This is a genomic window from Mycoplasma sp. 4423 (assembly GCF_054353855.1).
The window spans coordinates 1-16,789 of record NZ_JBTHHJ010000020.1 but is presented as its reverse complement, the minus strand read 5'-3'; the positions used below and the strand labels follow the sequence as shown (position 1 = coordinate 16,789).

The 16,789-nt window shown below is 24.2% G+C and carries 16 protein-coding genes; 3 read left to right on the top strand and 13 right to left on the bottom strand.

The genetic code is table 4. From position 1 onward, the window contains the following. The 13 genes from ACXYRN_RS03925 to ACXYRN_RS03865 all read right to left on the bottom strand — a co-directional run. Positions 1-661: hypothetical protein (locus ACXYRN_RS03925; RefSeq protein ID WP_458607743.1), on the bottom strand; the 661-nt coding region annotated here is incomplete at its 3' end. 285 nt (positions 662-946) lie between these two features. Continuing rightward, positions 947-1,168: a hypothetical protein gene (locus tag ACXYRN_RS03920; protein WP_458607742.1), complete on the bottom strand. Its 222-nt coding sequence runs from the start codon at positions 1,166-1,168 to the stop codon at positions 947-949. Continuing rightward, a complete protein-coding gene (locus ACXYRN_RS03915; protein ID WP_458607741.1) occupies positions 1,161-1,553 on the bottom strand; it encodes a hypothetical protein in 393 nt (130 codons plus the stop codon). Before ACXYRN_RS03915 ends, ACXYRN_RS03920 begins: the two co-directional genes overlap by 8 nt. Positions 1,554-2,037: 484 nt before the next feature. After that, entirely contained in the window at positions 2,038-3,879 is a 1,842-nt protein-coding gene (locus ACXYRN_RS03910; RefSeq protein ID WP_458607739.1) for a DNA topoisomerase, read from the bottom strand. Continuing rightward, the gene (locus ACXYRN_RS03905; RefSeq protein WP_458607738.1) at positions 3,879-4,475 is read right to left on the bottom strand and encodes a single-stranded DNA-binding protein; all 597 of its coding nucleotides are present in this window, start codon (positions 4,473-4,475) and stop codon (positions 3,879-3,881) included. The genes ACXYRN_RS03910 and ACXYRN_RS03905 overlap by 1 nt, the downstream gene beginning before the upstream one ends. Before the next feature lies 1 nt (position 4,476). Further along, on the bottom strand, positions 4,477-4,731 hold the full coding sequence (locus tag ACXYRN_RS03900; protein ID WP_458607737.1) for a hypothetical protein: 255 nt from the start codon (positions 4,729-4,731) through the stop codon (positions 4,477-4,479). Between the two features lie 121 nt (positions 4,732-4,852). Beyond that, positions 4,853-5,290: a hypothetical protein gene (locus ACXYRN_RS03895; RefSeq protein ID WP_458607736.1), complete on the bottom strand. Its 438-nt coding sequence runs from the start codon at positions 5,288-5,290 to the stop codon at positions 4,853-4,855. Continuing rightward, positions 5,290-5,622, bottom strand: coding sequence for a hypothetical protein (locus tag ACXYRN_RS03890; protein ID WP_458607735.1), 333 nt, complete (start codon positions 5,620-5,622; stop codon positions 5,290-5,292). The genes ACXYRN_RS03895 and ACXYRN_RS03890 overlap by 1 nt, the downstream gene beginning before the upstream one ends. Then, on the bottom strand, positions 5,622-6,920 hold the full coding sequence (locus ACXYRN_RS03885) for a hypothetical protein (RefSeq protein WP_458607734.1): 1,299 nt from the start codon (positions 6,918-6,920) through the stop codon (positions 5,622-5,624). Before ACXYRN_RS03885 ends, ACXYRN_RS03890 begins: the two co-directional genes overlap by 1 nt. Then, positions 6,920-8,056: a hypothetical protein gene (locus ACXYRN_RS03880; protein ID WP_458607733.1), complete on the bottom strand. Its 1,137-nt coding sequence runs from the start codon at positions 8,054-8,056 to the stop codon at positions 6,920-6,922. The genes ACXYRN_RS03885 and ACXYRN_RS03880 overlap by 1 nt, the downstream gene beginning before the upstream one ends. Beyond that, entirely contained in the window at positions 8,046-10,490 is a 2,445-nt protein-coding gene (locus tag ACXYRN_RS03875; RefSeq protein ID WP_458607732.1) for a type IV secretory system conjugative DNA transfer family protein, read from the bottom strand. Before ACXYRN_RS03875 ends, ACXYRN_RS03880 begins: the two co-directional genes overlap by 11 nt. Then, positions 10,491-11,747 (bottom strand): hypothetical protein, encoded by a 1,257-nt coding sequence (locus ACXYRN_RS03870; RefSeq protein WP_458607731.1) that lies wholly within the window; start codon positions 11,745-11,747, stop codon positions 10,491-10,493. A gap of 1,002 nt (positions 11,748-12,749) precedes the next feature. After that, the gene (locus ACXYRN_RS03865) at positions 12,750-13,553 is read right to left on the bottom strand and encodes a hypothetical protein (protein WP_458607730.1); all 804 of its coding nucleotides are present in this window, start codon (positions 13,551-13,553) and stop codon (positions 12,750-12,752) included. A gap of 119 nt (positions 13,554-13,672) precedes the next feature. Here ACXYRN_RS03865 and ACXYRN_RS03860 point away from each other — a divergent pair, with 119 nt between their 5' ends. The 3 genes from ACXYRN_RS03860 to ACXYRN_RS03850 all read left to right on the top strand — a co-directional run bounded on the left by ACXYRN_RS03860 (position 13,673) and on the right by ACXYRN_RS03850 (position 16,696). Then, positions 13,673-13,831, top strand: a complete 159-nt coding sequence (locus ACXYRN_RS03860) for a hypothetical protein (RefSeq protein ID WP_435130333.1) — start codon at positions 13,673-13,675, stop codon at positions 13,829-13,831. 230 nt (positions 13,832-14,061) lie between these two features. Continuing rightward, a complete protein-coding gene (locus tag ACXYRN_RS03855) occupies positions 14,062-14,754 on the top strand; it encodes a type I restriction-modification system subunit M N-terminal domain-containing protein (protein WP_458607729.1) in 693 nt (230 codons plus the stop codon). Beyond that, complete coding sequence (locus ACXYRN_RS03850) at positions 14,669-16,696, top strand: type I restriction-modification system subunit M (RefSeq protein ID WP_458607728.1); 2,028 nt, start codon at positions 14,669-14,671, stop codon at positions 16,694-16,696. The genes ACXYRN_RS03855 and ACXYRN_RS03850 overlap by 86 nt, the downstream gene beginning before the upstream one ends. Positions 16,697-16,789 lie beyond the last annotated feature (93 nt).

Sequence of the window (16,789 nt, the reverse complement as noted above, 5' to 3'; positions counted from 1 at the left end):
TATAAGTATTTTTATCACTAGCAGAATTTAAATATGCTAAAACTTCATTATAAAATTTTTCTTTTGTTTGTTCATCGATATTTATTTTATCATTTACCACATCGTTAATTAGTTGATATAAATCCCCATTATAATTTTTTTCACTTACATCGATATTTAATGCAGTCCCTTTTAAGTTCGCATCAGCAGGATGAAAATTAAATTCTTCTTTAGCCCATTTTTCAAACCTTGCTTTTTTGTTTTGATACAAACTATCACTTTGTATTTTAGCATCATATGCTTTTAAAATCGCATTATAATCATTTAAGTTCATATATGGATGACTAATATGTGCTTTTCAATTTTGCACATCAGATATATCATAACTTTTTAGAACATAAGAAGGCTTAGCAAACCAATAATCCCAATCTTTTAAGAACGGATTGTTATTATTTACTTCACCTTTATAATATAAATCTTTTACCTTATATTGATTAAGAAAATTATTAACTTCATTTTCTTTTATTTGTTGTGGCGTTAATTCTTTTTTAACACCACCCCCAGGCACTTTTTCTTTTTCTCCGGGTGACATTTGCACAGTATTTACAAAACCACAAGATATCGCAACAACAGGACTTAAAACTGATCCCATTAAAAATAAAAATTTTTTGTTAAATTTCATAATTAAATAATCTCCTATAATTTATTTCATAAATTATATACTTTTTTTTACTTTTTCAATATTTTTTTTATAACTTTTATCCTAATTCTTCACCAAATTACAACTATAACAATATTAAAAAAGATCAATAAAGAAAAAATTATTTTAACAATGTTTTTTGTTTTTTCGCTTCATTGATCATCTAAATAATTTACACCATATAAATAAATACTAAAAAATCAACTAATTAATACTAAAATAACAGTAATTACAATTAAAAATTTCTTTTCTAAATACCATTTTAACTTAAAACGGTCTTTTGCTTCGTTCATCTTTTTGCGATTCTTTATACCCATATTTTTTACCATAATTTTTTGCTACCGTTGTAACTTGTAAAATTTCAATATTATATTCAGTAAAATTTAAATATTCTTTTGCTTTTTTATATGTTTTAAAAAAACCTATAATCTTGCGAGTCTCATTTTCAAATACCTGCAGCACTAAATAATTACTTTTTAAGTTATACATCATTTCCTTTAAAAATATTTTTATAATCATTTAATACATATCTTTTTTTATTTAATTTATTTATGTAACAAATTTCATTAATGTTATTTCAACATTCTTTTTCAAACATTTTTATATCATTTATATCTAATATCGCTTTTTGTATTTGTTTAATTTCTACCCAATATTCTAAAAATTTTTCTTTTACTTGCGCTAAATTTAAAATTTTAAACGATTTAAAAATTAAATGTCCGTCTAAATAATATTTACCTTTTATTTTATAAACAAACTTTTCAAAATTATATGCTCTTACAATTATTCTTTTTGTAGCAACACAAAAATTACATAATTTACTTATATATTTACCGCGAAAATTTTTTATTAAATAGATTCTATTTGAATCCATATGAAAAAAATATAAATATTTCATTTTTACCTTTCTATATAATTATTTTGCTATTTTAGCAGAAAGGAGGATCTTATTTATAAACTTTCTTATAACGATATCGAATCAAAATTTGATAATTACTTTAAAGAAAGAAATATTACCTTTGAAAAATTACCATACACTAAAAAATATAATTTACAATACTTTTTACATTATCAATTATCAAATATCGATATTTTTATATATAATGCTACTAATTATGATTCTGTAAACATTAATAGCAACAATCTAAATATATGTTTTATTAATCAAAATAAAAAAGAATTTAAATTTAAGAATTTTTATAATGATCTAAAAAGTATAAATATAATTTAAAACCTTTTCTTTGAATTATTTATGCTAATACATCTAATTTTCAAAGAACAAAACCACAAGATTAAAAATTGTTACTAACTTTTCTTTTATCAGTTGTTTAGATTCTAATTTATTTACAACAAAGTAATTACTTTGTTGTTTTTCATTCTACATAATCACACTTACCAATATTTTTTCTTAAATTAAAATCTCAAAAATAATTTTTACATGTAATCGACTTTTCTTTATCGACTAACAACAAACCACACTTTGGGCACACTCGCTCCAAATATTTAACTTCTTTTTTAGGGATCTTGATTAAATTAATTTCGTTATCCACTTTTTGCTTTAAGAACAATAAATATTCTTTTCAATCCTTTAACCCCCTTGATATTAAATCTAAATTATGTTCCATATCACCAGTAAAGGATTCGGAAATGGTATCTTTAAATTTATCTATTTCAAACCTTGCTGTTAAACGGCCATTTTCTAATAAATATATTTGTTTTCTACTATTTTCTTTAGCATAACCTCGTTTAATATTAACTTTAGCCATACTAGCATATGTTGATGGTCTACCAATCCCTTTCTTTTCTAAATAATCAATTAATTCTGCTTGCGAAAACAAAGTCGGCTTTTTATTTACATGTTCTTTAATCCAGTTTATATCTTTATCAATAACATAACTTTCATTTTGTTTTAGTTCACTACTTTCTTCTAATTCTTCTGCATCTAACTTTAAATTAAGTATTTCATATCCAGCAAAAGTTCGCACTTTATCAACACCTACAAAAACATAATCATTATTATTAAATTTAAAGGTAGTTTTTTTATATATTGAAAATGCTAAATAACACTCTAGAGTTTTATAATAAATAAGATTATAAATGTTATACTGCATCTCATTTAAATATAACTTCATTTTTTCAGGGGTATACTCAAAATCGATTACACGTAACGCTTCATGACCATCTTGCACACTTTCTTTTTGTTTAAGTTCGTTAAATCAATAACTATCATTTCAATATTCTCGAGCAAAATTTTTATGCACATAATTACTTGCTTTGCTATTAAACTCTTCGCTAATTCTACTGCTATCAGTTCTTGGATAACTAATTAATGCTAAATGTTCGCCATTAATTTCAATCCCTTGATATAAATGCTGTAACACATTTTCAATACTTTCAGCACCATATTTAAATTTAGATCCAGCGACTTTTTGTAACTGTGAAGTTGTAAATGGTCTTTGTGGCTTTTTAATATTTTGTTCTTCAATAATCACTTCATTTAAAATAAAATTACTTGATAATTTATCTAAAACATTTTGCGCATCATTTTTACTTTCAAAAATTATTACTTCATTATTTTCGTTTACTAACTTAATTTTTAAATTTTTAATCTTATTTTCAATGCTATAAGAATATTTAGGGATGTAATTTTCTATTTCTTGCATCCTTTTTTCTAAAATAACTAATGCTACCGACTGTACACGGCCAGCACTTTTTTGCCTTAATGCTCGTTGCACAATATCGCTAGCACTAAAACCAAAATATCGATCATAAATGCGCCTAGTAAACTGCGCATTTACTAAATTTAGATCGATATCCCCTTTTCTTTTAATCGCGTTAAAAATCGCACTTTTAGAAATTTCATTAAACTTGATTCTTACTGTTTTATTTTTATATTCTTGTTTTAATACTTCTTTAATATGATATGCTATCGCTTCACCCTCTCGATCGGGATCGGTAGCAATATAAATGATATTTGCATCAGATGCATACTTATTAATATCTTTAATAACTTTTGCTTTATCAGAATCAATTATTCTTCAAGTTAGTTCAAAAGTATTAAAATCCACCCCATAAACATTATTTTTTTCACTTATTAGATCCCTAATATGTCCACCAGTTGCGATTACCTTATAATCTTTACCTAAATATGAAGATATCGTTTTTAACTTACCATAACCTTCGATGATTACTAGATCCATTAAACACCTTTTACATTAATATCTACTTGCTTTTTTGTAAAACCATCTGCTCGCTTATCTAATTCTTTTTGCGCAGCATAATAAGAAAGTTTTTGGAATTCACATGCATCGTTATATGCTTTTATCACACTTTTAGAATCACTAAATTCTTTATCTTTTCTTCATTCTTTAAAATCTAAATTACGATCAATTTTTGCTAATTTTTCATGATCCATTTTTGCTATTTCTTGTTTATTTCTTTCTTTAAATAATTTTTGTATTTTAGAATCTTTTAATACATCATAACTTGCTAACTGTACATAATTATCAATATGTTCTTTACCGTCTTTATCTGTTCATTTTCTTTCTTTTAAATAACCACTAATAAATACCTGTGTACCTTTGGTTACTGCTTGATCAAAATATTGCGCTTGTTTATCTCATGCAACACAATTAATATATTTAATTTCTTTGCTTTTATTATCTTTAAACGCAAACACAAACTCGCTTTTTTGATAATCTTTATTTTTAGCATTAAACTCACTATATTTTTGTTTAACTACTGCTCCTTTTAAAGTAACAATATAGTTATTTACCCCAATATTTGATAATCTCATTTTACTTTTCCCCTTTATTTGCTTCATATAATTTTGTAAACTCTTCATTTGTTAATAAATATAAATTATGATTTTGGATCATTACATAATCCTTTAATTGTTTTTTATCCATATACTTTCTATAAAGTTGTGCATATTTTGCTCACGGATGATTTCAAAAATCATAAATTGGATTATTAAATTCTGTTTTTACCTTTAATTGAAATTCTGCATTATCTCATATACGGTATTTTTCTTTAAATGTAATTACATCCATTATATTAACTCCTTTTGTACACATTCTACTTTAAGTTCTTTATTTTTATTATTTATATTTTCTTGTATTTTTTCTAAAATTTCTTTTAATTCTTTATTTGAACGAAATTTCATATTTACTCCTATTTAATGTTTTTGTTTGTTTTTTTATCTTGTTTTGCTAATTTTGTTTGTTTTTTTAATTCTAATTCTTCATTAATAACTTTTAATTTGTTATCACAAAGTTCTAAAAATTCGCTTCATTCTATATAAGTTGTAATATATCAATCTACTATTGCATCAACTTTAATTCTTGATCGATCTACATAAAAATAATTACGATCATTATTCTTTAAATTTAGCGCTTCGCAAAAATTCTTAAAACTTTCTAAATTTGCTACATCTTCATAAAACAACTTTATTTTTGCTTGTAATATTTTATTTACATCATTAGCAAACTTATCGATTTGATCACTATATTGCTGCATCCGTTTAAAAGTAAGTAACGGTACAGCATATTTTGTTGTAGTTAACATATTTATTAAAGAACTATACACATAAATATTAACTTGTTGATCCATTAAAATAACCTTTCTTGTTTATATTTTTGGTAACCACATATCTTTAAAATATCTTCGTTATTATAATCATTCTTAATTCAACTATTCATTAAACCATTTAATATATTGCTATAAATTCTTATAATATCTTCTTTATCGCTTCGCTCGGTAATTCATATATTTAAAACGCGATCATTAATTTTCTTTTCTAAAATATAATAATCAACATTTTTAATTAATAAATTTACAATATCAAGTTTTTTATAATATATTTCCTTATAAACATTTTTAGTATTTTTAAGATTAATTTGTAAATTTGCTAAAACATTTTTTAAAACTTCTTTAATTAACATTAACTAAGTTCCATTTTATTAACTTCTTCTTTTATTTTTTCTTTTTGTTCTTCGTTTTTTTCATCATAATAATAAGTTAAAAAATTTGAAGTATTTATATTATTTTCTCAAACTGTATCTGTTAATTCTTTATCGCTAATTTTGTGAAACTCAAAATGTTCATTATCTTTACGTTCATATGAATAGAAACTTTCAAAGTTATCTATCTTTTTGTCTTCTTCGTTTTTCTCAACTATTAAAGGCATTACATAATCAATTTTAGGATTATCTAATATACTTTTTTTTACAGACGCCATATCATTTCATACTAATAAATATTTTGAAAATATTCCATTATCTTTAATATCTTTTTCTACCATTTTAAAATAATCATTTTTTTTATAGATATAAGAATCTTGTATTTTACGATTTTTATATCTACGAAATATTTCACTGTTTTCTATTTTTTCAACCATTAAATCTTCACCATATATTTGTATATCATCATTAAACATTTTTCACTTATTATATAATGGTGTAATACTATCAAAAAAGGTATTAAAAATATCTTTTTTTCTAATATCTTTTTTTATTTTTTTTTGTTCTAGTCTAATATCTTCTATAATAACATCTTCTAATTTTGTTAATTTCCAATTAATTAATTCTTGATTTTTAAATAACTTAATATAAATAGTAGGATCGATTAATAAATGTTCATAATTTTCTTTCGTTTTATCTTTTTCTATTATTTTTTTATAATCTGTATTTAATTTATTTTTTCTTTCATTAAAAATATTTTCTTTTATGGTTTCTTTAAAATTATCTATCACCAAAGAAAAAGGAATATTATATTCATCCTTAAATGTATTTTCAAAAAAGTTTTCGCTATTAATAAAATAAAATTTTGATTTTAATTCTGTTCAATCAAAAAATTCTAATCCCTCTTTTTTTATCAAAACATATTCATTATCATTTTTTTTATATTCTTTTTGTATAGCAATAGCTTTTTCTATATCTTTCGGATTTATTGCTTCATTTAATTCTTGTGCTTCAATTATCTTTTTATTTAAACTATCTATATAATCTTTTTTTATAAATAGAAAAGGTACTTTTTTTTCTTTTATTCTTTCATGTATTATATAGTTAAAAATATCATCCACATCTTGCTCTAAATAATTATTTGCTAAATTATCCTTAAACGATTCTTCAAATGTTTTTTTGTATATATTAATAATATTTTTATCTTGTTGACTTATTTCATCGCTTTGCATTAATTGATCTATATGTGTTCAATTTAATTCACTACATTTAATTTTCATTACATTACCATCCCTTTTTCTAATTTTTGATTATCTTTTTGTTCTTGTTTATTTAAATAATCTCTATTAAATTCTTCGCTTTCAACTATAAAATGAAAATCATTTATTCTACTTTCATCTAATAAGGCACCATTTATTAGTTCTTGCGCAGCAAATTCGTTAGTTACCTCTTCAATTTTACTTACATAATATTTACCATAATTATCTTGATCTCAATTTAAATATATATATTTTTCTTCGTCTTTTATGTTTTTTAAATCATTATAAATATTAAAATAAACACTTTTCGCCCCTTTTTCTTTAATATCCCCTTTAACAATATCTTTCAAAATTTTCCCTTGTAAAAATACATCTTTACAATTATTAACTTTTATAATACCATTTAAAACATCAGGGTTTGTATAATAATCTGCTAATGCATCTCAATCTAAATTATTTAATCTTTCAAGTTTTGCATCTGCCTCATATTTAAATTCATTTAATGTAAGATTATTAATCCCTTTTTCATATGTTCATTTCATATCTTTCAAAACATTAGACAACATATAATATAAACTTACTTTTACAGCATTTTTATCATTAGTACCTTTATAATCATCTAGTTTGATTTCTTTTTGATTAATAGAATCATATAAAATCGGTTCTTTTATCTTTAATTGTTTTAAATATTCTTCTCTTTCGCTTATTTTTATTTCTTTTGCTTTTGATTCTTCTAAATTTTCTTCTTCAATTTTTTTCGGATAAATATATGTTAATTTAGTATCAGTATCTTCTTTTGAAAAACAATATTTAAGTTTTTCCAAAATTTCTAACTCTTTTTTTTCGCTAACATATCCTAACGAAATAGTTTGCTCATCTTCATCGATATGTTCTTTTAAGATTTTAGAATCCATCCGATAAAAATCTTTATAATATAATGCTAAATTACTTTTTTTATTCTTATCATTATATAAATTAGTTGTTTCAAAAATTTTTGTTTTATCTTGTGCTCGCACTTCACCAAAAATAATATCATCCCCTATATAAAGAATTGGGAGCAAATACTTAGTTTGTTGTTTATTAAAATTATCTAATGAAATATTTAATTTTGCGTTCATTTTGTATAACTTAAAAAGTTTAATATTTTTATCTAACATTTTTTACCTCATTAATTTTTTTTAGCAATTCGATATATTCTTTTTGAAATTTCATAATTGCTTTTTCATCTTTATCATCTTTTGCTTGAATAGCATTATCAAGTATTTCGTTATGTATACTTAATTCTTGATAAATTTCATTAACTATTTCTTTTACAGTTTTAAATAATCTTTTTTGAATTAATTTTTTTAACATTAAATGTTCTTTATTAACATTTTCTTTTTTATTTTTAATTTCTTGTTCTATACTTGCTATTATTTCTAAATTTTCTGTATTTTGTTTTTTTACTTCTTCATTTTGTAAGTTTTTAATTTCAATTTTTATATCTTCTTGTATATCTTCTATCTCTTCTTCTTTTACTTCTTCAATACTTTCAATATCTTTCTTTGTTGCATCGGATATTTCTTTTAAAACATTTTCACTTACTGGTTCTATTCCTAATAAGTTAACTCCAGTATCACCAAACATATTTTCGGTCATTTCGGGGGTAATTTCCTTTCTTTTACTTTCTTCTGCTAATTTTGCTTTTAATATTTTTTCAAAATAATCACTAGATATATCTAAAATCTTTTCAGGCAACTTAATTTCATTTTGATTATAAATATAATTATCTTTTGAAAAATTTTTATATACTAACTGCGTTTTTAAATATAACGGAGCAAGTCCTTCGATAAATACCAACATATGATCACTAGGTTTTTTAGCAAGTTCTGCCTCGTTCATTAATGGTTTATCTACATATGATAAACTCGAACTGTTACCGCCTGCTGCATTAGTAGAATATGAATATTTTTCATTTTCTTTTGTTCCTAATTTTGAAACAATCATTTTTTTAGTATTTTCATCAGAAGTATTTAAAAACCACATAAATTGTAAGTTCGACAAAATAGTAGCATCCACTTGCGAATTAGATGGAGTATTATATTTTTTAAGTTGATTCTTATCTTGTAATACTAATGAAAATAAAATATTTCTCGAACGATTAATCGCTATCTTATTATCAAAATGAGGAATTAACGGTAAATTACCAAACTCTTCTAAAAAGAATAACAAACGATTCTTTAATTTTTCGCGACCAGTAGTTACTAAATTCTTTTTTGCTACCCCAATAGCATTTTGATATATATCATCAATTAACATTGAAACCAAAGGATGATATATAGTATTTTCATCCTTATAATGAATAAAGATTACAAACTTTTCATCCGAACTTAAAATATTTTCTAAATCAAAAGAACTTGTATAAGAAATTAACCTTTCGATATTTTTATCTTTGGTAAAACATCCCAAAGGGATAGTAGCATTTGCTAATACTGAAGATAAAGTTGTTTCATTAATACCTGCTAACCTCATATAATCTTTATATAACTCGAGTCAATCATTAGAAAACCCTTTAAGTTGCTCCATTGTTTGTAACATTGTAACTTGATTTTCTTTTGCTGCTTTACCAGCCTCAAGTCCTTTTGCAAACAAACCCATCGATGCATTACGTTGTAAATTAGCAAAATTAAAGTCTTCTTGAGCAACTAAATCAAAATCATATTTTGCTAATAACATAAATTTACCTAAAAACGTTAATATTTGTTTACCACCTTCTGATCAAAATGCTTCTTTACCAGAATCTCAAGGGATATATTCTATCGCCTCCGCATATTTAGCAAATGCATCAATTAATAAATCCCTATTTTGTTCATTTCTTGCTTGTTCAACAATTTTATATACCGAATGTAACGGATTCCAATTTAACGAATTAACAGGGGATGCAAAATCAATTACATAAATTTTATAACCTTGTTCTTCGAACCTTTTACCAGTAAAAGACAAAATTTCTTTTTTCGGATCAATAATTACCATATTAGGCCTATTGTTTACAGGTAAATTAATATTATAAAGAATGTTTGGTAATAGCACCCGTTGTGTTTTACCACTACCAGTACCACCAATCACCACACTATTTCGATCAAAATTTTCATGTGATACCGATAATCAATGTTGTTTTTTACTAAATTTATTTACTAATACATTTAAAACCCAGGCAGTCCCTTTATTAAAACCAGAATTTACATTTTTATTAAATACCTTTACATCCTTTTCACCACTAACTTGATTATATAACCACTTATTAGCGTTTTTATCAAAACGTTTTTTAACCTTTTTAAGATCCTTGTAAAAAAGTCACACACTTAATGCGATTATAATTACAAAATATACCCCAAAAAAGATTAATTTTTCGTTAATGTTCGTTAAATTATAATTATCAACAAACAATCTTTTTGAAAATATTTGATTAATAAGTTGTAAAGATAAATGATTACGATTAATAAAGATATACATAATCGCTAACATTAACAAAAACAAAATAATCGATACTAAAACAATAAACAAAAACTTAAAAATTTTAATAACTTTTTTTGTATTAACATTTTCTAACATTTACATCCTTCTTATTATATTTTCATATTCTTCGAGATCCTTTGCTTTTGCGATGCGATATGCTAATGAAATTAATTTTCGATGCATTGCATCCAAATTTCATATATCTTTATCTACTTTGTTAAACAACTTTTGATAACCACCACCATAAATTCTTTTAGTATTTTTAGAACCATATTTAGCAGCCACTTTATTATCAACTTTAAATGTAATTAATTCTTTTACAATCGCATTATTAATTTTTTGATCAAATTCTTTTGCTTCTTTATTTAACTTTAAATCAAAGTCTTCATATAAAAACTTATCATTAATATTTTTCAATTCTTTTCTAGCATCCGTTAATGAATCATTAAAATCATCGATAACTTTTTTAAAATTACTAGAATTTTTATATAAATCATTTCGCACTTCATCAACAAATGCTTTACTTTCTTTTGAAAGTTTGCTATATCATATATTTTTTGTTGTTTTACATTCTTTTTGTAAATTAAATACAGCATCGTTATATTCTTGTTTATTAATATTTAATAAATCTTTTTTGAACATAACTTTCATAGCACGCACATTTTTTAGTTCTTTATTAATCATATCGAGTTCACTAGTTAACGAATCAGTAAACGATTCTAATATCGACTTTTTAAGTTCATTAAACTTTTTACCAGCAATATTTTTAGTAATCCCGTAATACTTACGATCTAAATTTCGTTTTGTTTTTCTTTCAAAAAACGATAAATGAATATGAGGATGATTAGTATTACCATGAATTGCATAATATATTTCTAAATTTTCTTTTTCAAAACCCAAACCAGAACTTTGCAGTCACTTCATTAAATTCTTAGAAACTAAATTTTTTCATTTTTCATTACCTACCATCCCAGCAGACAACATCGCATCATTACTTGAAATTACCATTTCATACATTACACCATTAAACTTTTGCATTTTTGCTTTAAGTTCTTGAGTATTAATATTTTCATAATAATCACCACCAATTACAGCATGCATCCCAGAATTACTTGAGCCTTTATTTTTCTTAATATTTTCTTTATAAAAATCTAACAAACTGTCCACATAACTTTCACCAAATAAACCATTAAACTTTGAGTTTTCAAAATCTACTACTTTTTGATCCTTTGTATAATAATCAACCCACGCACCAGATCGCACCCAACTATTTAAATCATGTTTATTACCTAAATCCGTTTTATAATAACGATCTTTAGCAATAAAATTAAAATCAATAAATAATTCTTGCACAAAACCCCTTAGTTCATAAACACTATTTAGTTTAGAAATTTAAGTTCTTTTTAGTTACTTTTTTTATCAAAAAGAGCCTTGTTTACATATTAATCCCCTAAAGCAAAGCTTTATTTATAAAATGGTTGCTCAAGGCTGTACGGCATATCGCCGTATTTTGTATGGTGACTTTTAGTTTTTTTATTTTTTTATATACATACATATTTTAGTTAAGGGATTAAAGTAAGGTATAAGTTTGATTCTTAGTTAGTTTTGAAAACAATATAAAGTATTACCTACTTAGTTAATCTTGAGCAAAACAATATCTAGTTATAGATTAGTACGAACATATAACCTAGCATATTAAAATCCCGTTTATTAAGTTCATAAACACTATTTAGTTTAGAAATTAATACCTTTTTATATTAAACACCAAATAAATCGTTAAAACACCCCACAACCCTTAATTTTATATATACATATAAAACATATCTTAGTATATATTTCATATATACATCATATATAACCCCATCCTATCATCATCCCCATAATCCCTTTCTTCCTCTCACCTCTTTCTTAAGCATCATTTTAATGCCACAATTTCGGACTACAGGTATTTTTTTTAAGAAAACCGTTTAGTTTTCTTAATTTATTGCTATTTTTAATAACAACTTATACAAGAAAATAGCAACTTTATATAAATTGCTCTTAAAGTTTTCTTATAAATACTAAAAATCCTTTATATCAACTTTAAGAAAAAAACCTACATTTTTAACAAAACAACTATAAATAAACAAAGTTTATATGAAAAAACATTAATTATATGAAAGGAAACCAACATAAAATAAATAAAGAAGAATGTATATCAAAAAAAAATTAATATGTTAGTTATTTTGTTAAACAGTTAATAATGATACGAAGAAACAATAAAAATGGAAATTTTATAAACGAAAAATCAATATATATCATTATTAGATAACTTTTATCAATGCAGGCTTTTTTCTTAAAGCATGTTTTTAAAATTTAATATAAAGAATTTCTAATTACTCGATAAGAAGTAAAAACACTATCGATCTTTATTCTTAAAGTAACAAAGAAATTTTTATAACTTTGATTATAATGCATCAAAGTATATTTTTCTAACATTTTTTTAATTGTTGTTTTAGAATTAGCAATTTGTAAATTTATAAAAACTTGATTATTGAAAACTTGTAATTTTTTAACTTTATCTTTAACTTTAACTTTAAGTTTGCTTAAAGTTTTAAATTTGCGTAATGTTAAGTTAATAAATAAACTTGTTTGAAGTTGTTTATAACCAAAACATAAAAACTCGATTAATTCTTTTGTTCTTAATATATAGTTTTTTGTTTTCTTAGATCCTTTGATCCCTTTGATAACTCATAGCATCGCATACTCACCAAAAATTGTTAAGTATGGATGATCTAAATTAGCTAAACCTAATTTTGCTAATTTTGCTAAAAGTTCAAAACTTGTTGATCGTTTAAAACCAAAAGTCATTAATCAACTTGTTCACTGCACCTTAGAATAAAACTTGTTTAAATTATCTTTCAAACGGATTCGCATCAAAACATAAACTACTCCAAGCATCCCATTTAATTTTTTGAAATTACTTTTAGACCCAGTTAAAGAAAATCTATTTTCTAAAATGTAGTTTGCGATCATTAACCAATTTAACTTTTTATATTTATCAAATTTACCGTAACGACTTCTTGCGATCTTGATACATTTTTCAATATAGTTTTTTTGTTTTAAAGATATCGATTCTTGTTCTTGTTCTTGTAATTTTATTTCTGCTAACTTAGACATAAACCAACTCCTTTCAACAAAATTAAAAATGCTAGCCCGTAACGGACTAGCTTTTATATACCTTAAATTCTACGCTCTCAAATTAATGTAAATTAATGTAAAATATATATAAATTTTAAATGGAGAGATTTATGATTATCAATAAAGGTAAACTTACTATAGAAGATATTAAAAAAAGAGCAAAATACTTAAGAGATTATCCAACAGATCAATGACTTAAAGACATAGGACAATGAGAAGAAGTGGATAGAATAATGAAAATGCTCGCTAAAATGTAAACCTGTTCTGTGCATTGAACAGGTTTATTTTTAAACAAAATCTAAAATGTTTCACAGCATTTTAATTCAAAATCAAATGACACAAAAAACTAAGGGTTGAACTTCACAATTTAATTATAGTCATATGCTTTCTTTAGAAACTTAATAACGATAAATAAAAACCAAGAAATAATAAGGTCTTTAGTCATTATTCTATATAATTATATTAATATCAGAAATTAAGGAGCAAAATGTCAAATAAATATTTTAAAACTTTAAGCAAACAAGAACTAGCAAATAAAATATGAAATGCAGCAAATGAATTAAGAAAAAACCTTGAAGCATATAAATACAAGGACTTTATCTTATCATTTTTATTTTACAGTTTCCTTTCACAAAAACAAATTGATTATATGTTAAATGATTTGGGTTTATCAATTGAAGAAATCTCAAAATTACAGTCAAATTATAACTTATTAGGATTACCTAAAAAGGAAACTGATGAAATCGAAACACAAATTGATGAAATTAAAAGATATTTAGGTTACTTTATTTTTTATAACGACTTATATCAAGTATGAACCACAAATAAATATGGTCAACAAATCGACTTTAGCATCAATAATATGGAAGATGCTTTCAATAGATTTAACAAAAATATTTATCAAGATTATAAATATCAAAATCTATTTAGAGATATTATCATTACAACACCTGAGGATTTAAATAATCTTGGAAGTAACAAACAAGAACAAACCAAAAATGCTAAAAAGTTAATGGAACAAATGAATGAAATCCCGGTAACAAAACAAAACTATGATGTTTTAGGTTATGTATATGAGTTTTTAATCGGTAAATTTGCTTCAACTGCCGGAAAGAAGGGGGGGGGAATTTTATACACCACATGAAGTTTCAATTTTAATGTCAGATATAATTTCATATAACTTTAAAGATCGCGACAGAATTAGTATATATGATCCTACATCTGGTTCTGGTTCGCTGCTTTTAAACATCGGAGAAGCATTTAAAAAGTATGGTAAAGATGAAAATTCTGTAACATATTATGCTCAAGAAATTACCAAAGCGACTTTTAACCTAACTCGGATGAATTTAATAATGAAGAACATTAATTCAGCTGATATTAATGTTCGTAACGGTGATACACTCGAAGAAGATTGACCTACTATTGAAAATGGTGGGAATATTATTTCTGTAGATGCAGTTGTATCAAATCCACCTTACTCACAACACTGGCGCCCAGAAGGAAAAGAAAACGATCCTCGTTATAACGAATACGGTTTAGCACCTAAATCCAAAGCAGATTATGCTTTCTTATTACACGAACTTTATCACCTTGCTACCAATGGGGTTATGGCTATAGTATTACCTCATGGAGTATTATTTAGAGGGGGTAGTGAAAAAGAAATCCGCAGAAAACTGATTGAAAATCAAAAAATTGAAACTATTATAGGGTTACCTGCTAACATCTTTTTTGGAACCGGTATTGCTACCATCATAATGATTTTAAAGAAAAACAAATCAGATTCAAACATCCAATTCATCGATGCGTCCAAATTATTTATTAAAGATGGTAAAAATAACAAACTTGAAAGCTCACATATTAAAAAGATTACCGATGCATATAAAGCCAGAACAGATATTGCTAACTTTTCAAAGGTTGTTTCTTTACAAGAAATTAAGGATAATGACTTTAATTTAAATATATCAAGATATATAGATAACTTTGAAAAAGAAGATACCTACGATTTATATGCTTCAATGTTTGGTGGAATTCCATTAACAGAATTAAAACAACTAAATGATTATTGAAATACTTTTGATTCTCTCTTTAATCAATTAACTACCAAAGTAAATGATGCATATTATAACTTAATACCTAAGGAAAAGATTTCTGAAGCCACCAAAGATAATTTAGATGTTAAAAATTACCAAACACACTTTAAGCAAATTGTTGCTGATTTTAAAGATCTTACAAATTCATTTGCTACATCAGTAGATAACATCAAAAAAATCAAAGATATTGATTTAGATAATGCTATTTCAAATTTTGTATTTGAAAAACTTAATGATATTCCATTATTAGACAAATATGAATTATTCCAAATCTTACTAGATTATGTACATAAAAATATCAAACCTACTATTGATATAATCAATGAATATGTTGATGCTGATTTTAAAGTCTTAATTGAAGAAACTACTGAGATTGAAACAACTAAGAATGAAAAGATTTCAAAATTAGAAAGTCATTTGATTAATATCGATGTTATTAGTGAAAATTATTTTGCTTACTTAAATACCAAAATAAAAGATATAAATGAAAAAATTTCTAATTTAAATTCACAAATTTCTTCAATTTTAGAAACTATTGATGAAGAAGATAAAAATGAATCATTATTTAGTAAATCTGGTGATTTTAAATTCCCAGAAATTTCTAAATATCTTAAAAAAGCAGATAAAAATCAAGATGAAGAATCATTTGAATATAAATTATTTAAAGCAGATGCTTTAAATAACCAAAAAGTTTCAATAAATAAAGAACTTAAAGAACTACAACATCAACTTTTCTCTGCAGTTGCTAACTTCCTACAAAATATTAGTGAAGAACAATTTTTAGAACTTATTAAAATACAATGAAATAATAATTTTGAAGACATCATTTTTGAAAAACATAATGTAATTATCAATAACTTAATTTCTAAACTAGAAACACTTTCAGATAAATATTTTGATACTTTAAGTGATATTAATAACCAAATTGCTCAAAAAGAAAATGAACTTATTGAACTTCTTTCTGATCTTAAAGGTGAAGAATCAGATATGCAAGGTATTTCAGAATTAATTAAAATTCTAGGGAACAAATAATGTCAAAGAACATTCTTGTTCCTTCTTTACGATTCAAAGAATTTACTCACGCTTGAGAACAGGAGGTTCTGGAATCGCTCTTTGATTCATATG